Annotated in this window: 23 protein-coding genes; 15 read left to right on the top strand and 8 right to left on the bottom strand. The window is 44.0% G+C overall.

Annotated elements, in window-relative coordinates; translation table 11 throughout:
* Positions 1 to 83 precede the first annotated feature (83 nt).
* Positions 84 to 1,274 (top strand): amino acid aminotransferase, encoded by a 1,191-nt coding sequence (locus tag OCV52_RS06090; protein WP_061031636.1) that lies wholly within the window; start codon positions 84 to 86, stop codon positions 1,272 to 1,274.
* 103 nt (positions 1,275 to 1,377) lie between these two features.
* Here the strand turns inward: OCV52_RS06090 and OCV52_RS06085 are convergent, their stop codons facing one another.
* Entirely contained in the window at positions 1,378 to 2,022 is a 645-nt protein-coding gene (locus OCV52_RS06085; protein ID WP_105059336.1) for an outer membrane beta-barrel protein, read from the bottom strand.
* Between the two features lie 150 nt (positions 2,023 to 2,172).
* Here OCV52_RS06085 and OCV52_RS06080 point away from each other — a divergent pair, with 150 nt between their 5' ends.
* A complete protein-coding gene (locus OCV52_RS06080; RefSeq protein ID WP_061031638.1) occupies positions 2,173 to 4,062 on the top strand; it encodes a DUF294 nucleotidyltransferase-like domain-containing protein in 1,890 nt (629 codons plus the stop codon).
* Between the two features lie 5 nt (positions 4,063 to 4,067).
* On the top strand, positions 4,068 to 4,784 hold the full coding sequence (locus OCV52_RS06075; RefSeq protein ID WP_137407532.1) for a 3'-5' exonuclease: 717 nt from the start codon (positions 4,068 to 4,070) through the stop codon (positions 4,782 to 4,784).
* A 76-nt stretch (positions 4,785 to 4,860) separates the two neighbouring features.
* Here the strand turns inward: OCV52_RS06075 and OCV52_RS06070 are convergent, their stop codons facing one another.
* Positions 4,861 to 5,553 carry an MOSC domain-containing protein gene (locus OCV52_RS06070; protein WP_137407533.1) on the bottom strand — a complete coding sequence of 231 codons (693 nt, stop codon included), beginning with the start codon at positions 5,551 to 5,553 and terminating at the stop codon, positions 4,861 to 4,863.
* Between the two features lie 65 nt (positions 5,554 to 5,618).
* Entirely contained in the window at positions 5,619 to 5,861 is a 243-nt protein-coding gene (locus OCV52_RS06065) for a hypothetical protein (protein WP_105059333.1), read from the bottom strand.
* An 87-nt stretch (positions 5,862 to 5,948) separates the two neighbouring features.
* On the opposite strand from OCV52_RS06065, the gene OCV52_RS06060 reads away from it, so the two are divergent.
* Positions 5,949 to 6,761, top strand: a complete 813-nt coding sequence (locus tag OCV52_RS06060; protein ID WP_137407534.1) for an AraC family transcriptional regulator — start codon at positions 5,949 to 5,951, stop codon at positions 6,759 to 6,761.
* An 85-nt stretch (positions 6,762 to 6,846) separates the two neighbouring features.
* Here OCV52_RS06060 and serC read toward each other — a convergent pair whose 3' ends face one another.
* Both serC and OCV52_RS06050 read right to left on the bottom strand, forming a co-directional pair.
* Positions 6,847 to 7,941, bottom strand: coding sequence for a 3-phosphoserine/phosphohydroxythreonine transaminase (gene serC / locus OCV52_RS06055; protein WP_137407535.1), 1,095 nt, complete (start codon positions 7,939 to 7,941; stop codon positions 6,847 to 6,849).
* Positions 7,942 to 8,104: 163 nt separating this feature from the next.
* A complete protein-coding gene (locus OCV52_RS06050; RefSeq protein WP_137407536.1) occupies positions 8,105 to 9,367 on the bottom strand; it encodes a DUF945 family protein in 1,263 nt (420 codons plus the stop codon).
* A gap of 184 nt (positions 9,368 to 9,551) precedes the next feature.
* Between OCV52_RS06050 and OCV52_RS06045 the strand changes: the two genes are divergently transcribed.
* From OCV52_RS06045 to OCV52_RS06035, 3 genes are all read left to right on the top strand, one after another.
* Positions 9,552 to 11,495, top strand: coding sequence for an ATP-binding protein (locus OCV52_RS06045; RefSeq protein WP_137407537.1), 1,944 nt, complete (start codon positions 9,552 to 9,554; stop codon positions 11,493 to 11,495).
* Positions 11,488 to 11,985, top strand: coding sequence for a response regulator (locus OCV52_RS06040; RefSeq protein WP_137407538.1), 498 nt, complete (start codon positions 11,488 to 11,490; stop codon positions 11,983 to 11,985). The genes OCV52_RS06045 and OCV52_RS06040 overlap by 8 nt, the downstream gene beginning before the upstream one ends.
* Before the next feature lie 293 nt (positions 11,986 to 12,278).
* The gene (locus tag OCV52_RS06035; RefSeq protein ID WP_004741569.1) at positions 12,279 to 12,821 is read left to right on the top strand and encodes a hypothetical protein; all 543 of its coding nucleotides are present in this window, start codon (positions 12,279 to 12,281) and stop codon (positions 12,819 to 12,821) included.
* Positions 12,822 to 12,961: 140 nt separating this feature from the next.
* Here OCV52_RS06035 and OCV52_RS06030 read toward each other — a convergent pair whose 3' ends face one another.
* Entirely contained in the window at positions 12,962 to 13,543 is a 582-nt protein-coding gene (locus OCV52_RS06030) for a TfoX/Sxy family DNA transformation protein (RefSeq protein WP_004741568.1), read from the bottom strand.
* A gap of 356 nt (positions 13,544 to 13,899) precedes the next feature.
* On the opposite strand from OCV52_RS06030, the gene OCV52_RS06025 reads away from it, so the two are divergent.
* The 5 genes from OCV52_RS06025 to OCV52_RS06005 all read left to right on the top strand — a co-directional run bounded on the left by OCV52_RS06025 (position 13,900) and on the right by OCV52_RS06005 (position 19,444).
* Positions 13,900 to 14,820 (top strand): HDOD domain-containing protein, encoded by a 921-nt coding sequence (locus OCV52_RS06025; RefSeq protein ID WP_102424829.1) that lies wholly within the window; start codon positions 13,900 to 13,902, stop codon positions 14,818 to 14,820.
* A 39-nt stretch (positions 14,821 to 14,859) separates the two neighbouring features.
* Complete coding sequence (locus OCV52_RS06020; RefSeq protein WP_137407539.1) at positions 14,860 to 15,765, top strand: lysine exporter LysO family protein; 906 nt, start codon at positions 14,860 to 14,862, stop codon at positions 15,763 to 15,765.
* Between the two features lie 174 nt (positions 15,766 to 15,939).
* A complete protein-coding gene (locus tag OCV52_RS06015; protein WP_008224391.1) occupies positions 15,940 to 16,467 on the top strand; it encodes a hypothetical protein in 528 nt (175 codons plus the stop codon).
* A gap of 118 nt (positions 16,468 to 16,585) precedes the next feature.
* Positions 16,586 to 18,229: a pyridoxal-dependent aspartate 1-decarboxylase PanP gene (gene panP / locus OCV52_RS06010; protein WP_137407540.1), complete on the top strand. Its 1,644-nt coding sequence runs from the start codon at positions 16,586 to 16,588 to the stop codon at positions 18,227 to 18,229.
* Between the two features lie 360 nt (positions 18,230 to 18,589).
* Positions 18,590 to 19,444 carry a MurR/RpiR family transcriptional regulator gene (locus OCV52_RS06005; RefSeq protein ID WP_004734686.1) on the top strand — a complete coding sequence of 285 codons (855 nt, stop codon included), beginning with the start codon at positions 18,590 to 18,592 and terminating at the stop codon, positions 19,442 to 19,444.
* Positions 19,445 to 19,534: 90 nt separating this feature from the next.
* Here the strand turns inward: OCV52_RS06005 and OCV52_RS06000 are convergent, their stop codons facing one another.
* A complete protein-coding gene (locus tag OCV52_RS06000) occupies positions 19,535 to 20,827 on the bottom strand; it encodes an iron-containing alcohol dehydrogenase (RefSeq protein WP_137407541.1) in 1,293 nt (430 codons plus the stop codon).
* A 525-nt stretch (positions 20,828 to 21,352) separates the two neighbouring features.
* Between OCV52_RS06000 and OCV52_RS05995 the strand changes: the two genes are divergently transcribed.
* Positions 21,353 to 21,616 (top strand): GrxA family glutaredoxin, encoded by a 264-nt coding sequence (locus OCV52_RS05995; protein WP_004741562.1) that lies wholly within the window; start codon positions 21,353 to 21,355, stop codon positions 21,614 to 21,616.
* Positions 21,617 to 21,717: 101 nt separating this feature from the next.
* On the opposite strand, the gene OCV52_RS05990 is transcribed toward OCV52_RS05995, so the two are convergent.
* On the bottom strand, positions 21,718 to 23,055 hold the full coding sequence (locus OCV52_RS05990; RefSeq protein WP_137409200.1) for an IS4 family transposase: 1,338 nt from the start codon (positions 23,053 to 23,055) through the stop codon (positions 21,718 to 21,720).
* 247 nt (positions 23,056 to 23,302) lie between these two features.
* Here OCV52_RS05990 and OCV52_RS05985 point away from each other — a divergent pair, with 247 nt between their 5' ends.
* Together OCV52_RS05985 and OCV52_RS05980 are read left to right on the top strand one after the other, a co-directional pair.
* On the top strand, positions 23,303 to 24,985 hold the full coding sequence (locus OCV52_RS05985; protein WP_137409192.1) for an aspartate:alanine antiporter: 1,683 nt from the start codon (positions 23,303 to 23,305) through the stop codon (positions 24,983 to 24,985).
* A 164-nt stretch (positions 24,986 to 25,149) separates the two neighbouring features.
* Positions 25,150 to 26,321 (top strand): IS3 family transposase gene (locus tag OCV52_RS05980; protein ID WP_137409204.1). Its coding sequence is split into 2 segments (ribosomal slippage): positions 25,150 to 25,432 and positions 25,432 to 26,321, totalling 1,173 coding nucleotides; the frame shifts between segments, so codons are not numbered across the junction.
* The last annotated feature ends 135 nt before the right edge of the window (positions 26,322 to 26,456 follow it).

The raw sequence follows: 26,456 nt of genomic DNA, 5'->3' as shown, positions 1-26,456 counted from the left end.
TCACTTCGTATTGTCTTAAAAATTCCATACAGGTATAACTACCCATAGATACTATCCCCTCTCAATTGACATGGATGAAGATTATGTTTGAAAAAGTGTTAGCTGCGCCTGCCGACCCTATCCTCGGCCTTACTGAAGAGTTTAAAAACGACTCTCGTGCAGAGAAAATCAACCTTGGTGTTGGCATCTACAAAAATGAAGATGGTCAAACGCCAGTACTTAAAACAGTAAAGAAAGCAGAAGCTGCACTTCTTGAAAACGAAAAAACCAAATCTTACCTAACGATTGAAGGTACAGCTGAATACGGCCTAGCAGTACAGAAGCTACTTTTCGGTTCAGATGCAGAAATCGTAAATTCTCAACGCGCTAAAACAGCACAAGCTCCGGGTGGTACTGGTGCTCTACGTGTTGCAGGTGAATTCATTAAGCGCCAACTTGGCGATGTGAAGATCTGGATCAGCAACCCAACTTGGGCTAACCACAACGGCGTATTCGCTGCTGCGGGTATCGAAACAGCTCAGTACAGCTACTACAACGCTGAAACAAAAGACAAAGACTTCGCTGGTATGGTTGCTGACCTAGAGAAAGCATCTGAAGGTGATATCGTTCTTCTTCACGGCTGCTGTCACAACCCAACAGGTATTGACCCAACAGCTGAAGAGTGGGAAGTACTGGCTAAGCTCGTTGCTGAGAAGAAGCTTCTTCCACTATTCGACTTTGCTTACCAAGGTTTTGCAAAAGGCGTTGAAGAAGATGCTGCTGGCCTTCGCACTTTCGCTAAATACAACAAAGAGATTCTAGTCGCGAGCTCGTTCTCTAAGAACTTCGGTCTGTACAATGAGCGTGTTGGTGCATTCACTTTGGTTGCTGAGTCTGCAGACGTAGCAACAACAGCATTCTCTCAAGTTAAGAGCATCATTCGCTCTATCTACTCTAACCCACCAGCGCACGGTAGTGCTGTCGTAACTCACATCCTTGGCGATGCTGGTCTACGTGCTGAATGGGAAGCGGAAGTCGCTGAAATGCGTGACCGTATTCAAGAGATGCGCGAACTGTTCGTTGCAACACTGAAATCTGAAGGTGTTGATGCAGACTTCACGTTCATCGAGCGCCAAAACGGCATGTTCTCTTTCTCTGGTTTGAGCAAAGAGCAAGTAAACCGCCTAAAAGACGAATTCGCAATCTACATTGTTGGCTCTGGCCGCATCAGCGTAGCGGGCATGACTAAGTCAAACATGGGCCCTCTATGTAAAGGTATCGCTGCGGTTCTTTAATCGTAACAATACCAAGTCTGCTCTTGCAGACACTTAGATATGCAAAAGCCAGCGATTAAGCTGGCTTTTTTGTAGCTGTCGTAACGCGTTAGATTTAATTCTATTAGTACTCGAGGAAGAACTCGACACCTAACTCATTCGTCCTCTCACTTACGCCTGTGCTCCCCTCACCATCTCTATGTTGGTATGAGCCACCAATCGCAAACTTGTTGGTCACTAAATAACGTAAACCTAGGTGGTAAATCTCTTCATCGAATAAATCGCTGCGGTTAAGTTGCACGCTACCGTTCGCAATCCAACGTTTAGCAAAGCCATAGTTAAGCTCGGCCTTAACACCTTGGACAAATTCAGTGTCCGACTCTAAGGTCTCGTTGGTGCCATTCAGCTCAACTTCCCCTTTAGTCACACCAAGCAAATAAGAAGCGACAATATCCAAGTCTTTCTTGATGCTATAACGATAACCCGCACCAGCCATTAGTGTATCAATACGAGTAGTACTCTCGTCAGGGTGGATGAAACGCGCGCTATAATCACCAAGCAGTAACCAATCATCTGTCATGGTGTAGCTAATACCTAATCCAAACGCCGATGCATTATTATTGCCCCCAGCATCTTCGTTTAAACTGCCTGAATGCGCCGTTGCATAAACGTGGTCGTAATCAAGAATATCCACACTGTGAGTGTCTGCCCACAAACTTGGAGAAAACATAAAAACTGCAGATACAAAACTAAGCTTCCACTTCGACATTCCCATCATCCTTAAACTGTCACTCCATTATTTGAAAGGTTAGTCTATCCCTAAGACTTTAAAAAGGTTTTAGCTCACAGATTGATTTGTGACGGCAAATTATTATCAAATGTTGTACCATGAAATAATACAAACCAATGGATGATTACTATGGATGCTGAGTTATTAGAGATTCAAAACTTTCTGGCACAATACCCCCCTTTCAATGAGCTCCCAGAGGAGATGTTGACGAAAGTGACCAGTAGCGTGGAAATTTCTTATTACCGCCAAGACACACCTATCATTCACTTTGGTGATCAAATTCATGACCTGTATATGGTTCGAAGCGGCGAAGTCGAAGTCTATCGTCGTAAAGGCGAGCTGTATAACCGCCTTGATGAAGGCCATCTGTTTGGTCAAATGGGCCTGCTCACCAATAACAAGGTGCGCTTCCCAGTAAAAGCGACCGAAGACACCCTGCTCTACTGCATTCCTGAGCCTATTTTCCAAGAACTCTACGATAACTACGACTCTTTTGCCGATTTCGTAGAGGTTGAGGATAACGCGCGCTTACGTCAGGCAAACTCAAGTAATAACGATGCCAACGACCTCACGACATCTAAAGTGAAAACGCTGCTGACCAGTGAAGCGCCGATGATTGAGAAAACGCGCACCATTCAACAAGCGGCCACCATGATGGCGGAAGAGAATGTCTCTTCCTTGCTGATCATCGACCCTGACATCGTTGAAGATGATGAAGACGACTCAACGCCCGTTATCGGTATTATTACCGACCGAGATTTGTGTACTCGCGTACTGGCAGAAGGTCTCGATCCATCCGATGAAGTCTCTAGTGTGATGACACCTGAGGTTATCTCTCTTGACCACAATGCCTATGTATACGAAGCCATGATGACCATGCTTCGCTACAACGTGCACCACTTACCTGTCCTGAAAGATAAGAAGCCAATCGGTATTATCGAAGCGACCGACATCGTCCGTTACGAATCTCAAAACTCGCTGCTCTTAGTAAGTAGTATCTTCCAGCAACAAAGCATCGAAGATCTCAAAGTGCTCTCTGAGCAAGTGAAAGACAGCTTTGTACGTCTCGTTAACGAAGATGCCAATGCTCACATGGTTGGCACCGCAATGTCGGTAATTGGTCGTAGCTTTAAGCAGCGTATTATCGAACTCGCCGAAGAACAGTTAGGCAAATCTCCAATTCCATATTGTTTCCTAGCATTAGGCTCCATGGGGCGTGATGAACAGCTGCTGGTGACAGACCAAGATAACGCCATCATTCTTGATGACACCTATGACGAAGCAAAACACGGCAAGTACTTTGAAGCGCTCTCAAAATTCATTTGTGACGGCTTAGACCAATGTGGTTACGTGTATTGTACAGGTGACATCATGGCGACTAACCCAACTTGGCGCATGACACGCAGAGAATGGGAAGAGTGCTTCGCCGACTGGATTGATGATCCAAACCCGAAAGCGCTATTGAACGCATCGATCTTCTTCGACCTAGATGGTGTTTATGGCCGCCTGAAATGGGCAGAGCAACTAAACAGCTTTATCGTAAGACGTGCACGTAAGAACAACCGCTTCCTAGCATGTCTGGCACGTAATGCGCTCAACCGTACTCCGCCACTTGGTTTCTTTAAAGACTTCGTAATGGAGAAAGATGGTCGTCATAACAACTCCATCAACCTCAAACGACGTGGTACGGCTCCTCTCGCCGATTTGATTCGTGTCCACTCGCTAGCGGTGGGCTCTCGCTCTAAAAACTCATTTGAGCGCTTAGACGACATTATCGACGCAGGTATTTTGCCAAAAGGCAGAGCACAAGATCTTAAGGACGCAATGGAGTTCATCTCTCTGGTGCGCATTCGCCACCAAGCGCACGATGTTGATAACAATGTTGAGCCGGATAACAACATCGAACCGGAAAACCTGTCTGATTTTGAACGTCGTAACCTTAAGGATGCGTTCCAAATCTTAAGTAATGCGCAAAACTTCCTTAAGTTCCGTTACCAAGCCAGTAACAAGTTTAAGTAGGGCCTATGAACAAACTATTCAGATCACCAGCGGTCGATTGGCCATTTAAGTTTGCTCAAAAGCTTGAACGTGCCCAGGATGAACGCTTAAAACAGTTCTACAACCAACCGCTTCCTGCGCCTGACACACCACTCTCAGAGGTGATGTTCTTAGCATTGGATTTCGAAACAACCGGTTTGAACCCTTCCAAAGACGGGATCATCACCATAGGTTTGGTGCCATTTACTCTTAACCGAATCTACCTTCGACAAGCAAGGCACTGGACACTGCGTCCGAGGCAGAAGCTAGAGGAAGAATCAGTGGTAATCCACGGCATTACCCACAATGACATCATCGATGCACCAGATCTTGATGAAGTGTTGGATGAAGTATTACAAGCGATGGCTGGCCATATTCCCGTTGTTCACTACCGCCGTATTGAGCGAGATTTCTTAAACAACGCATTGAAAGTGCGATTGAATGAAGGCATCGAGTTTCCGGTGCTGGACACGTTAGAGATTGAGTCTCAGATCCAGAACAAACTGGCTGGCGGCCTATGGAATAAATTAAAAGGTAAGAAGCCTGGTTCGGTTCGACTAGGGCAAAGCCGTCGTCGATACCACCTACCCGACTACACGCCACATCATGCACTTACTGATGCGATTGCAACCGCAGAGTTGCTTCAAGCACAGGTTGCTCATCACTTTTCGCCTGATATGCCGCTGAAGAGTTTCTGGTTGTAACGGCACTTACAACGCTCATCACTATTAAAAAGCCCGCGATATCTCAATAGCGGGCTTTCTCTATCTAACTACTGGTTTATACCGCTGTCGGTCCAACCAAGCGCATTTCCCAATCTTCGACTTTGCCCGTTTCGAGGCGACGAGCAACAAGCGCTCCCCAAGACTCAACCAATGGCAATGCCGTCATTTGGCTTAATAAGTCTTTATCTAAGCTACCGGTAAAAACGGCACCCATGATACGAGCAAGCGACCAGTCAGGATAAGGACGCTCGCACAGTATAATCTCATCACCTGCACCGATCTCGCCCTCTTCTAACACTCGGAAATACCAACCGGTTCTGAGTGTGTCTTGCAGCCTTTTTGCCATATCGTGTTGGTCAAAACGCACATTGAGCTTCCAACAAGGCATACGCCCTTGCGATACTTCCAACAAAGTAGACCCAATACGGATTTTATCTTTTAAGCAAATCGATTGTTCGGTCACGCCGCTTGAGCTGATGTTCTCTCCAAACGCGCCAGCTGATTGAAAAACACCTTTGTCGCCCAACTCCTGTTGCCAAACTGGGTAATGTTCGCTTGGGTAGATATGAAGGGCTTTCTGAATGCCGCCATGGAAACGCGGATCACCTTGCTCATCATTGGTAAAACCCAGCTCCGTTGCGTGTTGACGATCCAACAATACTTGCTTGTTGATGGCACTTTTTGCACCATGTGCGAAAGCGACTGTTTTGCCTACCAATACATTGTTTACCACGCCTAACTTCTTCATATCTCTCCCTTCTTGTCTCAATCTTATTGTTCTTTCTGCGAGAATATTGTCTTCCACGAGCAGTACTATCGCTCGCCTAATGATCTAAATATCGGAATCGCCGCCAACACTTCAATACTCTGGTCGGTGCTTTTGAGGTAGCGAGTCTCACTATCAGAAGCCAACACATGACGCTGATAGCCCTCTTCGATTGGAAACTTAGCTAATACAGTATCGAGTGATGTTTCACACTTTCTGCGGTCGATATTCTCAATATCAACTTTAAACAAAAGCTGGTTTTGTTTGGATATCTCTACTTGAAAGCGCATGCTCGTATCCTCTCGGCTTCATTCTATTTGTCGAGCATGATAGCCTAGGGTCGCTCCGTCAGAATAGGGACATAAGGACACTTAACCATGCTAACCCGCCAAATCGATTCTCGTACTGGAGTGGTCACCTCCAACAAGATGATGGTCGCCAATCCGAACTCGCCCGCGCTCGTTAAGACTATCGACATGCCGAAAGGTTACATCGATGCGATGCATCAACACACATGGCATCAAGTGATCTTTCCACTCAAAGGTTTGCTACAAACTCAAACAGAACACTATCAACACCTTGTGCCGCACACATCAGCTTTATTTGTACCTGCCGGTATTTCACATGAATCTATTGCATTGAGTCATACCACGTTTGTTGGCATTTACCTTAACCCAGCCTTTGGAACTAAGTATGAGCCCGAGGTTCGAACCATTGCACTTACTCCCTTTCTAAACGAGCTATTACAAGAAATTCGCAGACAGTGTGAAGGATTGGTGAGCGATGAAGAAGTGTCTCGCCTACTGTCCGTATTGCACGACCAAATAATGAAAGACAACGTACAGACATTTCAGTTGTTATTGCCACAAGACAGGCGTTTGAAGTTGATATTTGAAGCCCTCACTGATGAGCCAAATTTAGATTTGTCGCTCAAAGCGTGGGGAGAAAAAGTAGGCGCATCCGAGCGAACCTTGTCGCGTTTATTTTCAAAGGAGTTCAACACCTCATTCCAGCTGTGGCGTCAACAAATACGACTGATTTACTCCTTATCCCTGCTAGACGAAGATAACTCGATACAAAGCATTGCTGATCAAGTGGGTTATCAAAACGATTCCTCTTACATCAAAGCCTTCAAAGCGACTTTTGATGTCACGCCACAGCAGTTTCGTTTGAACAGTAAAAGAAGATAGTCAGGGTTACAGATAAGTGTTTGCGAAACTAAAAAAAGAGGAGCCGTTCGCTCCTCTTTTAATCGTTTAATATCAGTTAGGCAGATTAAGCGTACTTCTCTTCGAAATCTTTCATGAAACTTACAAGCGCTTGTACACCTTCTAAAGACATCGCATTGTAAAGCGATGCTCTCATGCCGCCTACAGCTCGGTGACCTTTCAGTGACTTAAGACCAGCCGCGTCAGCCAATTCTAAGAACTTCGCATCTAGCTCAGGTTTCGCAAGTTGGAACGGTACGTTCATTCTTGAACGGTTTGTTGCGTGCACTTCGTTCTTATAGAAATCAGAATCATCGATCGCATTGTAAAGTAGTGCTGCTTTTTCTTGGTTAACACGCTCCATCGCTTCAACACCGCCTTGAGCCTTCAACCATTTGAAAACAAGACCAGACAAGTACCAAGCGTAAGTTGGTGGCGTGTTGAACATAGAGTCTTTTTCAGCCAGCACTTTGTAGTTAAGAATGCTTGGCAATACGTCATTTGCAAGATCAAGCAGATCATCACGTACGATAGCGATACAGATACCCGCAGGGCCAATGTTCTTCTGTGCACCGGCGTAGATAACACCATATTGAGACACATCGATCTTACGAGACAAGATGTTAGATGACATATCCGCAACAATAGGCTTGTCGGTTTGTGGTAGATCGCTGATCTCAATGCCATCGATGGTTTCATTCGGACAGAAGTGAACATAAGCCGCTTCAGGATCGATCTTCCAGTCTTTTGCTGGAACCACAGCCGCTTTACTATCGACTGTCGTTTTTGCATTGAACACATCGATTTCACAGTACTTACTTGCTTCCGTAACTGCGCTTTCAGCCCAGTAGCCCGCATCAATGTAAGTCGCTTTTGTTGCATCGCCAAGAAGGTTTAAAGGCACAGCAGCGAATTGAGCACGAGCGCCCCCCTGACAGAACAGAACTTTGTAGTTGTCTGGGATGTTCAGAAGATCACGTAGGTCTTGCTCAGACTCATCAGCAACTTTAATAAATTCTTTGCTGCGATGGCTGATTTCCATAACGGAAGTGCCTAAACCGTTCCAATCAATGAAGTCAGCTTGTGCTTGTTTCATTACTGGCTTAGGCAGAGCCGCTGGGCCAGCACTAAAATTGAATACGTTATCTAATGTAAGTTCCATGGGGATGATTGCTCCTGCTAAATAATAACTATGCAAGTAATACCATGTTTTACTCAACATAAAAACAACAAAAGAGGTCTTATGACCTCTTTTGTTTCGTACAGTACAAAATCTTTAACTTAATGCGCTAAATTGCCCTATGAGTATTCTTGCCTACTCAGTTTTATTGAACAAAAGCCGGCATAAGTAGTGCAATTAGTGGAATTTCTTGTCCGTTTTCAAACACTAGGTTTCCATTTTTTAGGTCAGCACTGATTTCGTAACCCTTGTCTGTTTCTTTGATCATTTCCATCACGATCAACTCATCAATACCTTCGCGAATAAACGGGTACTCTTCTACCAGTCCGTTTGAAAAGCTCGAGTGGAGGTTACCCGTTAGTGCTGGCATGATCATTGAAGGTTCACTGCTGATGTTTTCTGTACCTTCAGGAACACTCACTAACCACTTCGATTCAAACTGGCCTTTGCCTAACTCTAATGACATGTTGTTCATTGAAAGGTCGAAGCCCTTAGCAAACAGAATGTCGATGAATGGGATGATCTCAGCAACGTCTTCTTGTGTCAGAACAGGATTAGACTGGTAAATCTCAAAGATTTTCTCGAACGACTCACTGTCGAGTTTCGACATTTCGAAATCAACGTTTAAGTTGTTCACTTGCCCTTCGCTCGTCTCGATATTAGCGATATACAGTTTAAGGTTGCTGCGTAGACGCTTAGTTGCTTCATCTAGGTGAGATTCAAAGTCATAGGTTGAGTTCTCGATAGTCATAAATGGCTGCATTGCCGAATCTGAAATCAAGAAACTATCAATCGTGAAGTTCTGCGTGCCTAGCCAGTAACCTTTAGCTTGTTGGCCTGAACCCGTACCTTTCAGGTTTGACAGTGTCACCTCTTCACCCGTTTCAAAATCGATTTGAACAGAAGGGATAGAAAGCTGGTAATCCACTTGGCCCAACACAGTCGCATGACCTGTAAGGTTAGATTTAGTGATAGACACCGAGGTGCCATTCTCATCAGTACCTTGATGATTGAATTGGCTTAGCTCGAAGTCGAAATCCGTATTGCCGTTCAGCTCTGTGCTCGTCGTTAAAGTCAGTGGCAGGATGTCTGCATTATCTAACGTCGAAACAGCGTTAAGGCTAACCAAACCATGGCTAACCGCACTATTAACGACAAACTCACTTGGTAAGCCATCAATCGCAAGTTGTTCTTTTAAGTTTTCATCCGTCACAGTGATGCGAGTGGTTACGTTAGAAGAAAGGTAACCTCTATCGTACTCAACGATCTCAGCTTGAATGCTCGAATTGTTAAGTTTTGCAACGCCATCAGTAATCGCATTTTGTCCAATTTGCCCAACCGCTAGAGGCCAACAAAGAGCCAATGAGATTGCGCCGCCAATTGCGCCAATTTTTCTTAACTGTTCCATGAGTTCTCTTTCTACATGTGTTTGTTTTTTTTCAGTCTAACCCATCAGTCGCAAACAAGAAACATTGAGTTAAATCAGTCTATTGCTCGATACTTCAAATCACTCAGCAAATTAACGGCTAGCTCTCATCCTTAATCAACAGTTCTTGCTAGGCTAGAAGCGTTGCGACTACTAAGGGGAAACTGTGAATCAATACGCTGTTATCTGTTTGGACAATAATCCAGTTAGCATCGAGCGCATCCGTACGGAATTAGCTCCGTTGTCTCGTGTGTTCGATATCTACACCGCCGAGAACATTGAAGATGCGCACCACGCATTGGAAGACATCCACGACAATCATCAAACCGTTGCTTTGGTGATCACTCACCATCACTCTCATTTCAATGGTGTGCAGTTTCTAATTGAGCTCGAGCAGTTACCTCATAGTAATACAGCGAGAACCATACTCGTCAGTGCATCGTCAGACATTCAATCCATTCTAACTGCGCTAAACGAAGGCAGACTTAATCACTGCTTAACCAAACCGGTTCAAGATCAGGTTCTCTTCAAGTCAGCACAAAAGGAACTGACCTCTTTCGTTATCCAATACGACTCTGAAAACCTGTTGTCTTATAGTGATGCGTTAGATCAACAGCGCTTATTAAGAGCACACATAGACCAAAATATTCAATCTTTTCAATCAGGTTTTATTCACGATTACCACCAGCTCTCAGACAATGCGCTCGCTGAACGTGTCTTCAATGCCTTGCAAGAGGTCTTCTCTAAAGATGACAAGACCAGAGCGATTCGCGATTACTCACCAGAGCATTTGTTAACGGTTGAAGGAGAAGATAATCGCTTCTTGTGGTTGATCATTGAGGGTGAAGTCGCTCTCTACAAGAAAGATGAATTAGGACAGCAGCGAGAGGTCGTGCGTCACTCTAAAGGCAACATCGTTGGTGGAATGTCATTTGTGACGGGCGAGCCTTCTTTCTCTACAGGGATCACTTTGACACCAACTCGAGTCATTAAGCTAGATAAAGAGAGTTTTGCTCAGGTGATGCATTCCAATAATACTTTGCTGCCTTTGTTTACTAACCTACTGCTCCGTCATTTTAATCGCCGCTTACAACGTAGTATCACCAACAAAATCAAGCTTCAACAAACACTTGAATCATTGGAGTCTGCACACCAGCAATTGATTGAAAAAGAGAAAATGGCCGTGCTTGGGCAACTTGTCGCTGGTGTCGCGCATGAGCTTAATAACCCCATAGCGGCAATTATGAGAAGTATTGAAACGCTATCAGAGCATCTAGACCAGATACTCGAGAACCTCGCAGTTCCCGAATCCAATAAAGGAACAGAGGTGCTGGCGTGTTCAAAATTAGCCAAACCGCTCTCCACTTCTCAGGAGAGACAACTGGTAAAACATTTAGCATCGACCATAGATGATCGTGCCCTAGCAAAAAAAGCGGTGAGATTGAATTTAAGCCAAGATGCTAAGGTTTTAGAGACCCTAAAAGAGTCCCCTGTTGCGGGTAAAGAGTTACTCAACGACTTAGAGCATTACCATTACGTCGGCAACTCTATCCGATCCATTCAAGTTTGTAGCAAGCGCATTGCCGACATGGTTAAGAGCCTAAAAAGCTATGCACGTGAAGACGATGAGCTTCGCCATTACACAGACATACACGAAGGCATCGAAGACACTTTGGTGATCTTTGAAAACCGCTTAAAACACCATCAACTTGAAAACAACTACGACACCAGCTTACCCCCTTTGCTCTGCCAATCACTGGCGTTGCAACAAGTCTGGACCAACCTTCTTTCTAACGCACTCGATGCCATTCTAGAGCGAGGCAAGGTTTCTATCTCCACTTCACAACAGACTAAAGACAATCAAACGTTTCTAGTGGTGCAGATATCAGACACTGGCATCGGAATCGCTAAAGAAAACATTAATTCTATTTTCAACCCTAATTTCACGACCAAAAAAGAAGGTAACTTCGGTTTAGGGATTGGGTTATCTATTTCTCAACAGATTGTTTCGGCCCATCAAGGATTTATTTTGGTGGAGTCTGAGGTTGGAACCCACACTCACATGCAAGTATGGCTGCCGTTCAAACAAGAAGGAGCACCTCATGAATAAGTACTTAATTTTATGTGTCGATGATGAACCAGAAGTGCTCAATAGTGTGCTTCAAGATTTAGCCGTGTTTGAAGAAAACTTTATCGTTGAGGGCGCTGAATCGGTCGATGAAGCAAAACAAGTCATCAAAGAGATGGAGCAGGACGGCATTAAGCTCGCTTTGATCTTATGCGACCACATAATGCCGGAAAAAACAGGTATCGATTTTCTTATCGAACTTAACCAACACGACTCTACAAAGCCAACACGCAAGCTGCTGCTCACCGGGCAAGCCGGGCTTGAAGATACGGTAACTGCCATTAATAACGCGGCCCTCGATTTCTATATATCCAAACCTTGGCAAGGCGACCAACTCAGAGACACCATAACTCAGCAGCTGACCGACTATGTGATTGCCAATGATAAACAACTACTGAATTGGACTTCGGTTCTAGATACAGAGCGCATCCTTACCTCGATGGCAAATAAGCGCACAAGCTTTGGAGAGTAATGCTTCCGATTAACATTTGAAGGGCAATGAGATAAACAGCAGTCAATATAAGACACGAACAGACACATATAAAATCTGGATGATTCACTTGTCCAACTTTCTCATTTGCCCCAAAACATGAGATCTCCGTAGCAGACTGACCCTTAATTTGTTTATTTTTTAACTAAATGATTAAGGATTTACATTTTAATGGATTACTTTTCCGTGAGTTAGATTAAACTGTCTCGATGTTTATGGTTTGTCGATTTCTCTCAAACCAAAGGAATTAACACTAATAAAGGTTTACGGTCGTTATGCGCAAAATACTACTTACTACCGCTATGCTGTTGGCTTCGAGCCAAGCGCTAGCTGTCGAAGAACAACCACAAGTAATGAGCAACTTCAGCTACGATTACTTCGAAGCACGTATCGGTGCTAGCCCTGTTACATTTGGTGGCGCGTTCAGTAAGTCAATCCACCCGAATGCTCACGCAATTGCGCGCATTGATTCAGAATTTGAAAGTGATTTCGACTCTGCTGTTGGTCTTGGTTTCCACGCTCCAATTAACAACTGGGCAGACCTAACAGGTGAAATGCTAGCGCGCATCGTTCAGCCTGAACACACAAGCTCTACTGACATTGGTATGGAAGTTAACATTGGTGTTCGCCAATGGCTTGGTCCACAACTAGAAGTTGGTGGTAAAGGTGGTTACGTGTCTATCGATGACAACGATGATTGGATCGGTTCTGTTTACGCACGTTTCCACTCTACAGAGCTATTCTCTATTGGCGCTGAAGCTCGTATCAACGACTTCTACGGTGATCAGCTAATGTTCACAGCTCGCTTCAAGTACTAATACTTAGCTGACGAGTTCGAACCTTTGGGTTCCAAGAGAATACTTAGCCTCTTTCGTTGAGAAAGAAACAAAAAAACCGAGGATTTATTCCTCGGTTTTTATTTATAAACTGTAACTTCAAGCATATAAGGACGACTTCTTTAGTGGCAGCTCTTTAGTAATTGCTGCTTGCGTGGTTCTTGTAATAGTTTCCAGTGGATACCATCAATCGCACCCGCGAATTTCCAAAGTAGTTTTAGGTCAACATCGTTTCCGTACGCTTTGCGAACCTTATTAAATACTTCTGGTGCGCCTAACTGCATAAACATAGAAACATCGTCGACACCCGCCTTTTTCACCATGCGCTCTAACGTAAGCTGCATGTTAGGAAGATCTCTTAATCTACGGCTAGCAGATGACTTCTTGAAGCTGCGCTGCTGAATTGAATTATCGATAGAAGTACGAATAATGCTATCCAATTCAGGATGTTCGCATGTGAACAGGTCAGTAATATCGTAGTAATTTACGGTTGCTGTTGTCTGTTTTTTCACATGGCGATACTTTTCACAATCAAGATCTGCCAGTTTTTTATCTAATGACTTACCACCTCTAATGAATAAACAACCTTCACTCAATAAGGCAAACATAGCGTCATTTTGAAAGAGGCCAATACCTCCGAACATAGAACGTTTTTGATGCTCACCAAATTGATTCACGTAATTAATAAATGCTGTCTCGGTCATATCCGTTGATCCTTAATCAAATTACCCCGATTAGGTTGATCACCAGACAAGCAGCTTTTTATGCGAAAATTTTGAATCTAATTTTTATTGTTTAGGTGAATATTATAGTTGCGTTTTTCACCTTTAAATAAATGATACTTCGAAAAGAAAAATAAGTCTGGACTTAGTTCACATCAATCAATTGTGTATTCCGTTTTTTCATGATTAACATCACACAAAGCTATCATTCCGTGATTGAATTTTGACGTTTGATGATACACCGGTTCAATATTTAAAAGCTCGTGTGGACCGATCAGTATTGCCTCGCAGCACTGTGGCTTGTAAAATGGTAGGACATACATGTTTTTACTTTTTATATGAATCATTTATCGTTTTTCTGGCTACCACAAAACAAGGCGCTTCTTCTTAAGGGCCTAGAATCAGAATTTGCCCAACTTGTTGGACATTCCATCTCAGCGGGAAAAATAACCCTTCCTCCTATCCCTAACGTTGTACTTAAAATCCAAAAACTTTGTACTCTGGAATCGACTGGGATAGCCGAGGTTGCCGAGTGCTTGCTTGAAGATCCAGGCCTTACAGCCATCGTCATTCGAGTTGCAAACTCGGTTGTCTTCAACAGACGCAACATCACCTGTGTCGACATTATGACGGCCGTTTCACGCCTGGGCATATTGCGTGTTCGTGACATCGTGACTGCACAAGCGATCGAACAACTCAAGCACTCAGTTGATTTAAATAAAGAGTGTAACCAGCTATTGATTCAAAGCGCTTCTGTCTCAAAAGAGTTAGGCGCAACCATGGTACTTGTGACCAATGGCTTTAAAGAGATCGCTCCTGCTGAATATCGCTACCTTGAACATGAAAAGTCTTTGCTAGTTGGTTTGTTAGCCGATATTGGGCTGTTCTGCCTAGTAAGCGAGTACCACCTATACCTTGAAAACGGTAACTACCTCGACCACGATATCGCGCTTCAGATTTTCCAGGGCCAATGTTCAGCCACCAGCAAGCTAGTACTCAAGCGTTGGGGCTTCGACAGCGACTTCATTGACGTGTGCAGCAACACCATCAACAAACAAGAAGAACGTGAAGTTTCTTACTTAGATATCGCACGTATTGCTAACCACCTACTGATGTTCAGAAACAAGGATGAGAACATCGATGATCACGAAGTTGAGCTCAACGTGACAGGTGCAGAAGTGCTTTATAATCTAAGCAACTTGAGTAAACATGATTTTAATGCAAAGCTAAACGACGTGATCAACGCTAGTGGCTTCTAAGTCATAGAAAAAGTTGAAGTAATTGCAATAGAGGAAAACATGTTTACAGGGATGATCTTCATATTTGCTCCACTTGTTGTGGGGTATCTATTTTCAATTTCAAACACCCAAACGCTAGAATTCATTAACCGCTCTACATCGCGTTTGATCTATGTAATTCTAGCGCTGATGGGATTAAGCCTTGCCGCGCTTGATAATCTTGGTAACAACCTACAGACAATCCTTCTTTACACAGTCACTTTCTTTGTCTGCTTGAGTGTTTGTAACCTGATGGCATTGCCCGCGATAGACAAAGTACTGCCACTCAAAACAAACAGTAGTCAAAAGAAGCTGCCCCTTTCTTCGATGGCAATGGAGTCTGCCAAACTCATTTTGGTTGTCGGCTCAGGCCTTATCGCAGGACTCGTTCTGCCTATCAGCCTTCATTGGGTCGATACAGCGAGTGAGTGGATTCTATTCGTTCTTCTATTCTTCATTGGCATCCAGCTGCGAAACAGCGGGCTGACCCTGAGACAAATCTTGCTCAACAAGCATGGCATGGTCATCGCTGTCACGATAATTATCACCTCTATGTTAGGCGGTGTTATCGCTGCTTACTTGCTGGATATTCCCCTGTTTAAAGCGCTAGCCATGTCTTCTGGTTTTGGCTGGTACTCTTTGGCTGGAATACTAATGGGCGATGCGTTTGGTCCGGTCTACGGCGGAGCATCATTCATGCTTGAGCTACTGAGAGAGCTTGTCGCGTTAGTTCTGATTCCAGTGCTCATTCGAAACTATCCATGTACGTCTATTGGTTATGCCGGAGCTACCGCCATGGACTTCACTTTGCCTGTCATTCAAACAACAGGCGGCGTTCGCTGTGTGCCTATCGCGATTGTTAGTGGATTTATATTAAGTCTACTCGTGCCCATTTTGATGTTGTTCTTTGTATCTCTTGCTAACTAGATCGCAGGAATAGCGATCGATTTAGATTAGAATGCATCTCGAATACCAACGCCCAAGATACCGATACAGTTACCCAAATAAAAAGACACTAAGTGTCATTGCTCAACAAAGAATGATCACGGTAACCTGTAACGACAAAGTAATAACAAGAATAAACTTACAAAAGGATCCGCTATGAAACGCCTTTGCGTCGCATTACTGCTAGCTTCAACTTCTACTTTCTCTTTTGCAGCAGATTCAATGTCTGAAACAAACCAGTGCCAAGCGAAAAAATACGATGCTTACATCGACGCCTCTCTAAATTGGTACGCCGATCTTGCTGAACTCACCTCAGAGCAATACCCAGAGCTAACAGAAGTCAGCGAGTGGTTCCTTGAAGGCCGTAAGCACCACTTCGAGCTAAATCGTGCAGCGGTACACTACTACTTGGTAAACGACTCAAGCAAAGTAGCTACAGAGCAACCTGTTGAAGGTTGGCTGCAACTTGAGCAACATGACATTAAAACGCTATCACAGCGCGATGATGAACTAGGCAAGGTAGCAAAAACGACGTTCGACGACCGTCAATCAAAGCCTCACGCTCAAAACTACGAGCTGCGTTCTGCGTTTGCAGAGCTACTTAGCCACCCTAAACAGATCGATACAGCACTGCAGCGTTACAACACGTCTATTGCTGAACTTGAAGCGATTAAATGTAAGTAACCCCTCATTTAATAGGCTTTTATGAGAAGTTGGATTTCATAATTAAGACGGGACATTGTTCCCGTTTTCGTTTAGATTGTCCCGCTCGCGTCAATATTAGAAAAATAACTCGCTTGCTATGGTTACGGAACAAAAAACAGCAGATGTTAGCTTCGACAGTCTTCTACGTATCTTCACGGTACCTGAAGGCCCAGATTCAACACTCACTCAAATTGAAGACAAACTTTCACGAAACCTGAATCAATTCTTACGTGAACATATCGTGGCTGAAGAAAAGCCACTGCGTGAAATTGAGAAAGATTTTTCAAATGCTCATATCCCAGAGCAGCCTGAGTTTGTTTCTGAACATACTGAGCATCTCCTCGATTCTCTTGTATCGCACTCGGTTCATACGTCTTCACCAAGCTTCATTGGTCACATGACGTCTGCCCTGCCTTACTTCTTGATGCCGCTTTCTAAAATCATGATTGCGCTGAATCAGAACCTAGTAAAAATCGAGACTTCAAAAGCTTTCACTCCTTTAGAACGTCAGGTTCTAGGTATGCTTCATCGCTTAATCTATCAAGATGATGACGCGTTCTATTCTCGTTGGATGCACAGTGCAAATCACTCATTAGGGGCGTTTTGCTCTGGTGGTACTATCGCGAACATTACTGCGCTTTGGGTCGCACGTAACAATGCACTAAAAGCACAGGGCTCGTTCAAAGGTGTCGAGAAAGAAGGCTTATTCAAAGCCATGAAACACTACGACTACGAAGGCCTAGCCATCTTAGTCTCTGAACGTGGTCACTACTCCCTGAAAAAAGCCGCTGACGTACTGGGTATTGGTCAGGAAGGTCTTGTATCAGTTAAAACAGATAACGACAATCGCATTTGTACTGACGACCTACGACTGAAGATCGAGCAGCTCAAGCAGAACAAGATTAAGCCTTTCGCCGTTATCGGTGTGGCAGGTACAACGGAAACCGGTAATATCGACCCACTAAGAGATATTGCAGAAGTATGTGCCGAGTCTGACTGCCACTTCCACGTGGATGCAGCTTGGGGCGGCGCGACTTTGATGTCTAACAATCATCGCCACCTACTTGATGGTATTGAGCTTGCTGATTCTGTCACTATCGACGCTCACAAGCAGCTTTACATCCCTATGGGTGCTGGCATGGTTCTGTTTAAGAAACCAGACGCAATGACTGCGATTGAGCACCACGCTCAATATATCCTACGTAAGGGTTCTAAAGACTTAGGTAGCCATACATTGGAAGGCTCTCGCTCAGGTATGGCGATGCTGGTTTATGCTGCAATGCACATCATCAGTCGTCCAGGCTATGAACTGCTGATCGATCAAAGCATCAACAAAGCGCGTTACTTTGCCGACCTGATCAAAGAACAAAGTGATTTCGAACTGGTATCTGAACCAGAGCTTTGCTTACTGACCTACCGCTACGTTCCTGAAGTGGTAAAAGCAGCCCTGCTTAAAGCAGATCCTGAACAGCGTGTAGAGTTGAACGAACTTCTGAACGAACTGACTAAGTTTATCCAGAAGAAACAGCGAGAAACAGGCAAATCGTTTGTATCTCGTACTCGCCTAAACCCTGAAGCGTGGGCTCATCAGCCAATCATCGTTTTCCGCGTAGTATTGGCTAACCCGCTAACGGGCAATGAGATTCTTTCTTCAGTACTTGAAGAACAGCGTGAAATTTCAAAACTGGCACCAAACTTAATGGGTAAAATCACTCAGTTAGTTACGCAAATAAACGCATAGCCATTCAATTTTAGTTGCATCAAATTGAAAATTTATTTCTTTTTGATGTAACTTAGCTGTCAGTTCATACTCAAATCGCATTCTTTTTGCTCAAAGCCTCTTCCAATTCTGTACTTTTCTAAAATTTTGTTGAGGCCTGTCATATTCTTAAGCATTCATCCCGTGTTTTTGTATTAGTAAATAGTATGTTGGGTTTATACTGATTCTATGGTGCTAGTTAGCTTGATATCTATTTGATACAGCAGTAATTACAACACCCAACATTGCGTTGGTATTGTGTTTACTGAAATTTGTTTCAGCCATACCCCCTGGTAAAAAGATATTAACTAGCAAGTTGTTCTCTATACCCTTGTGAACACTATGAATACATTAGAAAAAATACAAAAAAACCTGGAAAATTTCAGCAAGTCTGAGCGTAAAGTAGCCGAAGTAATTATGGCTTCCCCTCAAACTGCAATCCATTCTAGCATTGCTACCTTAGCTAAAATGGCTGACGTAAGTGAGCCTACAGTTAACCGCTTCTGTCGTCGTTTAGACACAAAGGGCTTTCCTGACTTTAAACTTCACCTAGCTCAAAGCTTGGCGAACGGTACACCTTATGTGAACCGTAATGTTGAAGAAGATGATGGTCCAGATGCTTATACGCATAAAATCTTTGAATCAACTATGGCATGTCTAGACGTTGCGAAAAACAGTCTAGATGCGATGCAAGTGAACCGTGCGGTTGACTTGTTGACTCAAGCAAAACGCATTTCGTTCTTCGGACTAGGTGCCTCTTCTGCCGTAGCGAAAGACGCTCAAAACAAGTTTATTCGTTTTAATATCCCAATCACGTGTTTTGAAGATATCGTGATGCAACGCATGAGCTGTATTAACTGCAGCGATAACGACGTTATCGTTCTTATCTCTCACACAGGCCGCACGAAGAGCCAAGTTGAGATTGCGAACCTAGCTCGTGAAAACGGCGCAACGGTTATCGCTATCACAGCGAAAGACTCTCCACTTGATAAGGCAAGCTCACTGTCTATCTCATTGGATGTGCCAGAAGATACTGACGTTTACATGCCAATGGCAAGCCGCGTTGTGCAAATGACGGTTATCGATGTATTAGCAACTGGCTTTACATTGCGTCGTGGCTCAGGTTTCAGAGAAAATCTAAAGCGTGTCAAAGAGTCACTTCGTGATTCACGCTACGAGAAATACTCTCAGTTCTAACCCCAAAGATTAGAATTAAAAAACGGAGCCAAGTGCTCCGTTTTTATTTATCTACGTCTTCAATAGTGTCATGGCCATTTACCAATACTATTAAATGGTCCAGCTGTTCCCCTTCTCCACCACACTATTCTCTGAGGCATAAGAGTTGATGATCGTGAAACTCGACTCCACCATTGAAGACTCTTCATCTTGGTGCTTCAACGCCTCGGCACCTCTGCGCTCGCCACAATCACACTTCTCGCAAACCTGCTGCAGAATATGAATTAAACGCTCTTGATTCAATGGCAATGGATTCCCTTTAATAGCAACCGACTTAAGTGCATCAGCCGATACCTCTTCGAATTGCGCTTCACAAACACCAAACTCTAATAGACTTGGTAGCTTAAGCGTATCGAGTACTTCTGATAACCACTGAATGGCATCCTCTGCCGAGGCTTGTGCTTTGCCCGTGACTATTTGAGCAACCCTTTGATAGCGCTCTAAAATATCGCTTCTTTGATGCTCCCTCGCGACCTCAATATTCTCTAGCATCACAAATGGGGCTAACCGAGCAGTAATCACGCTGTGTGGAGCCGATATCTTTCCGCCCAATGCAGACGCTAAACCATGCGCGGCACCTAGCTTGGCGTTGGTGATTGCCATACCACCAAGCATGGAAGCAAATGCCAGATCAGAGCGTGCTTGCGGTTCATCATAAACACACGCTTGCACCACGGAACCGCTGAGCTTACGCAACCCTTCTTCACAGATCATATCCGTCAATGGGTTTGGGTCTCCGCATACATAGGCTTCCATCAAGTGAGTAAAGGCATCCATTGCGCCGCGCCCTGACAAGTATAGGTTAGTACCATAAGTCAAAGTCGGGTCGACAATCGCTACGTCAGCCAGCATGTCTGGGCTTCTTAAGCTTATCTTTACTTGGTCTTGCCCTGATTTAAGCACTGCGTTCTTGGTGACTTCAGCACCAGTACTCGCAGTTGTGGGAATGGCAACAAAAGGCAGTGGTTTGGTTTTGAGAGGCACATTACGTCCAACCACTTCAACATAGTCATAGAGATTGCCTTGGTTAGGTAGTACGGCTGCTAACGCTTTCCCCATATCTATCGCACTGCCGCCGCCCATAGCAATCACCATATCTGGCTTAAATCGTCGTGCAGATATCGCGGCCTCTTCGACCATTTTGATATTAGGCTCGCCAGTAACTGCGATGTGTTGATAGCGCATGCTTTGAGCATCTAGATAATCGGTGACAATGGATGTGCGCTCTAATGTGCTACCTGTCACCAACAGTACGCTGTAACCGTATTGATTGAAGAGAGACAATGAAGCGGAAAGTGCTCCATCACCAAAGATGATCTTTGTAGATGTCATAAATTGAAACATGGTGCCTCCTGCGCCTATGACCAAACAAAACTGCGAACTCTTGGTTGTTGGAATGTTGCCTTTGTACCTTGTGCCCGTTTTAAAAAAGGCTCATTAAGAAAACGACTCTCGTTGTCAGCCCACACGTCTAAAGGTAATGCTTCGTGGGTTATGTATTAACGTTCTAACCTTTATCGTTTAATTTTCGTCAATCAGTCATAAGATGCCTCGTTCTAATCGCAATTTTTTTGACGCGGTGCAACTTGTCGCGCTAAAGGTGCATTAAAGTCGCTTTCTTAGGGGTAATTCACATTCTGATAATAAGGGTACTTAGACTTGATACTGACCAAAAATTCGAGCGGATCGCTTTTGTGAACATTATTTGCTCTGATAGGCAAAACCTATTGTATTAAGAGGTAATTCCATCTTTATTTCCCTAAAGCATTAGGGCATAGTTGGATTCAATAATTTTTGAGTCTTGTTCAATTAAGAATAGTTGACGTATTTTCGGTTAACGAGCCTCATCCCGTATTTAGGAGAAATGAAATGTTTGTAGTTATTTTTGGTCGCCCAGCTTGCCCATTCTGTGTTCGTGCAAAAGAGCACGCAGAAACTCTTAAAGCAAAACGTGATGACTTCAACTACCGTTATGTTGACATTCACGCTGAAGGCATCAGCAAAGCAGACCTAGAGAAGACTGTTGGTAAGCCAGTTGAAACTGTGCCACAAATCTTCATCGACCAAGACCACATCGGCGGCTGCACAGAATTTGAAGCATACGCAAAAGAAAACCTAGGTCTTTTCGACTAATCTAGATTTCAAACCTTGGGCTAAGCCCATAATCAGCTGAACATTTTTAGTGTCAGACTGTAAGATTTCTATTAAGCCCGCTTATTAAAGCGCAATGTAGTTCACTTAAGCGGAGCTGCTTTGCGATTAATTGGGTAGCGAGTCTTTGATATTTTTACCGCCCTAGGCCGATTAGGCTTAGGGCGTTTGTCTATAAAGAGGACTGATAAGTCTCCCCTTAGACTCTTTAAACGCTTAGGTGTATTGCCTGGCGATATCGCTTTACTCATCACCTTCAGTTGGCTCGCTATAAACTGACAAGCGTATTTAAAGCTAATTTCATTCGGCATTCTTCCATGTTCAACTGCTGCCTGACTTGCTTCACGTCTTACCAAATTATAACCAAGCAACAGCCCCCAGAGTTCTTGATAAACAAGGTTTACTGTTTTACTGCGTAATACTAAGGCATTGTGTTGCATTGAGCTTTTGATATCACGATAACCTAATTCGATTTCCCAACGTTCATGATAAAGTTCGGCTACCGCTTTCGCGTCGTAGTCTGCTCTTGGAAGGGATGTAAAAACAGTTTTCTGCTTACCTTGTACTTCATAGGTCACCGCTCTGACTTGCCATTTTTCAGGTAAACTAGGGTTCTTTTTGAGAGCTTGCGGTGAGACGTTCATTTCGATGAGCATATCATTGCTTTCTTCTTCATCTAAAAGTGTGTATTTCAACCCTTTCCTTGCTGGTATCAACCAATGTCTATTAATACCGCTATTTTGAAGAGAGAGAAGTAAGTCTGCACCGTAAAAACCTTTATCTAGTAACGTCACAGAGTTATCTGGTAAAGAGTCGATGAAGGGCATAGCAAGTGGGATTTCACCACGCCGATAAGGGCTTATGGCAGCGTCAACGATGACATGAGAACGGACATTCATCATAGTCACAACTCTTAGCATTGGATGTGGTGTCTGCCTGCTACTCGAGGTATTACCCGAGCCAAAGTGCTCTCTAAGTTCGGGCGTATCCGCGGTGCGAAAAAGAGCACCGTCTACAGCAAAAACTTGTAATCCTTGCCACGTATCATCACGGTATCGTTCAAGACCCCACGTTCGCCCACATTGTTTAAACAACCACTCTGGTGCAGCACTGCCTAAACGTTGTCTTGCCTGGGTTAAAGCACTTTTTGCTAATAACTCTTCATCAGCCAAGCCATCCGCACAGACATTCATTCTTCGTGCGACTTCGGCAATTGGTTCATTACGGAAGAAGGCCATGCCGACAATTAACCACAAGACCATGTCACTTGGTAGTCGACGTCGGCGAATAGTCGCTTTATCAGAAAGACTAGCTGCCTTAACAACCCATTCATCTGGGATATGTTCAGAGAAAGTGGTGAGTTGAGCTACATCAACAGGATTTTCTTCGAGGAAATCGACAAAATAGTTTTGGATAGACATAAAAAATCGGAAGCCTAGAAACAGGCTTCCGATTATCTCTCAGAAGAAGGATCGGTCAACCGATCCTTATCTGATCTACATTGCGCTTATTAAAGCGGGCTTTTTTTATAGCCAGTTTTCATGCGATATAAGAATCTGGTCAAAATCAAGTAAAAAGGGAAAATATCACTTATAATTTATTTATATTTAGATACAATCCACATTTCAAACTTACCCTGTTTTTCACGCCTATTATTGAGCGACCACTGTGAATATCGACGTTGTTTTTCTGCTAGAACAAAACCCCATTCTCCTCATCTTTGTTGTTTTATCGATTGGTTTGGCCATTGGTAAAATTCGTTTCGGTAGCCTGCAACTTGGTAATTCAATCGGTGTTCTGATTACTTCCCTTGTGATGGGTCACCTTGGTTTCTCATTTAACGCAGATGCCCTAACCATCGGCTTTATGCTGTTCATCTACTGTGTCGGTATTGAAGCAGGGCCGAACTTCTTTGGTATCTTTTTCCGAGATGGCAAACACTACCTGATCTTAAGTTTAGTGGTGCTCTCTACCGCTATAGCGCTGACTTACTTCTGTAGCGAATACTTAGGTCTTGGTTTCGGACTTTCTGCCGGCATGATGGCTGGTGCCCTGACCGCAACACCTATCTTGGTAGGTGCGCAGGACGCACTCAACTCAGGGCTTGCTGAAGTGCCAAGAAACATGGATTTAAGCCTGATTATCGAAAACCTCTCGGTCGGTTACGCGATGGCTTATCTAGTCGGCCTTATCAGTATGATTATGTTTGCCCGTCTGATTCCAAAACTTCAGAAAGTGAACCTACATGACTCAGCTGAACAAATTGCTCAGGAACGTGGCTTAGGTGCATCAGGACAGCGCAAGGTTTACCTGCCAATCATTCGTGCTTATCGTGTTGGTCAAGAGCTGATCTCTTGGACAGACGGCAAAAACTTACGTGAACTGGGTATCTACCGCCAAACGGGTTGTTATATCGAACGTATTCGCCGTAATGGCATTCTTGCCCACCCAGATGGTGATGCCATTCTGCAGGAAGGTGATGAGATCGCATTGGTTGGTTTCCCAGATAGTCACGCACGTCTGGATCCAAGCTTCCGTAACGGCAAAGAGGTGTTCGACCGTAACCTTTTGGACTTACGTATTGTCGAAGAAGAAATCGTCGTTAAAAGCGATAGTATTGCAGGTAAACGTCTTTCAGATTTAAACCTATCTGAATATGGCTGTTTCCTTAACCGCGTAGTGCGAGCTCAGATTGAAATGCCGATGGACTTAAACATCGTGCTTGCTAAAGGTGATGTACTTCAGGTGAGTGGTGAGAAGAGTCGTGTTCACGGCCTAGCAGAGAAAATTGGTTTCATCTCGATCCACAGCCAAATGGCGGATCTAATGGCTTTCTGTAGCTTCTTCATCTTGGGCATTCTATTTGGTTTGATCACCATGACATTTGGCCAGGTTTCATTTGGCTTAGGTAACGCGGTTGGTCTACTGCTATCAGGCATCATGTTAGGTTTCTTACGTGCAAACCACCCTACTTTTGGTTATGTACCTCAGGGTGCATTGAACATGGTCAAAGACCTCGGTTTGATGTTCTTTATGGTCGGTATCGGTTTAAGCGCCGGTGGTAAGATATTTGAGCACTTAACTCAAGTTGGTCCGCAGGTTATTGGTATTGCTCTGATCGTCAGTGTTATCCCAGTATTCTTCGCTTATTTAGTGGGCGCGTACATATTGAAAATGAACCGTGCACTGCTGTTTGGTGCCATCATCGGTGCACGAACCTGTGCTCCTGCAATGGACATCGTAAATGACCACGCTCGTTCTACAATTCCAGCACTGGGTTACGCGGGCACTTACGCGATAGCAAACATCTTGATGACTTTAGCCGGTACCTTCATCATCATTATCAGCTAGACACACATCGCTAAACGATTCATTTCTAATGCACTAATTCATCTGGGTTAGTGCATTTTTTATTGCTTGTTTTTAGCACTTCAAGCCTCCTTCCCCGCTCCTGCTCTTAGCTCTCTTGATGTGACCCCATTAAAGTAGACACTTAATACAGAGTATTAAGTGTTATGAAAGTAAAATCACAAAGACAATATACAGACGAATTTAAACGAGAAGCGGTTCAGCAATCTCTTGACTCTTCTGACACCGTTAAGTCAGTAGCACTATCCTTAGGGATATCACCAGTGCTACTTTCTAAATGGAGATGCCAAATGACGTCCAAGAAGACAAATCCTTTGCCAATACCTAACCAAGGCCCTGAGAAATCCGTTGCACAATTGGAGAAGGAGATCCGCCAGTTGAAAAAGAAGCTTGAGATGGCGGAGCTGGAGAATGATTTCTTAAAGGAAGCGAAGGCTTTCTTCGACAGCCAAAAAGAATAAGATTCGAGTACATCCTGAAGAAGGCTAGTGTGAAGCTCCCGGTTATTCGTTTATGCCGATGGTTAGATGTATCGACTGCTGGTTATTACAAGTGGCTTACGAGGAAACCCTCGAAACGAGAGACAGAAAATGAATGCTTAAGCAGCTACCTGAAAAGAGAAAGCAAAGCTCAACACTGTATTCCAGGTTACCGAAAACTTTGGGAAGCAGCTGTCGCTAATGGCTTTATTTGTAATAAAAAGCGAGTACAGAGGCTTTTACAAAACATGGGCTATCGCTCTTGCGCTAGCAAGAAGCGATATGGACGAACGCTTAGACAAAATACACTCATACCTGCTTATAACATCCTTGACCGTCAATTTAAGGTAGATAAACCAAATCGAGTTTGGGTATCAGACATAACTCAGGTGCGCTGTTCGGATGGTTGGCAGTATCTGTGCGTCGTCTTAGATTTGTTTTCACGCAAAGTGATTGGCTGGTCGACAAGTCGAATTAACAACGCAAGTTTAGTACTAAAAAGCCTGAATAAGGCTTGGGAAAAAAGGCAGCCCTTCGGTCATGAACTCTTGTTTCACTCCGATCAAGGCATTCAGTATCGAGCGTTGGAAACGATCCGCTGGCATCGTAAACGCAAGATTAAAATTAGTATGTCGAGAAAAGGAAACTGCTGGGATAATGCTTGTTCTGAAAGCTTCTTCGCGCAATACAAGAAAGAATGGATGAACCACTTAGGAGAGATCTCACGACAAGAAATGACAATGCAGAGTCGAATCTACATTGATACCTATTATAATCCAATAAGAAGGCATGGGACTTTAGGTGGACTAAGTCCTATGGATTTTGAGCTAATTAACTAAACCCCTGTGTCTACTTTTTAGGGGCCACATCACTCTTCGCATCTCGAATCTCGCCACTCGCATCCCGAATCCGCTCTTAATCTTTTCGTATCCCGTATCTGCTTTTAAGACAAAAAATAGGCGCTCAATGAGCGC

It is taken from the genome of Vibrio chagasii (genome assembly GCF_024347355.1).
GTDB classification, from domain to species: Bacteria; Pseudomonadota; Gammaproteobacteria; order Enterobacterales; family Vibrionaceae; genus Vibrio; species Vibrio chagasii.
This window is presented reverse-complemented; position numbering and strand designations above follow the sequence as displayed.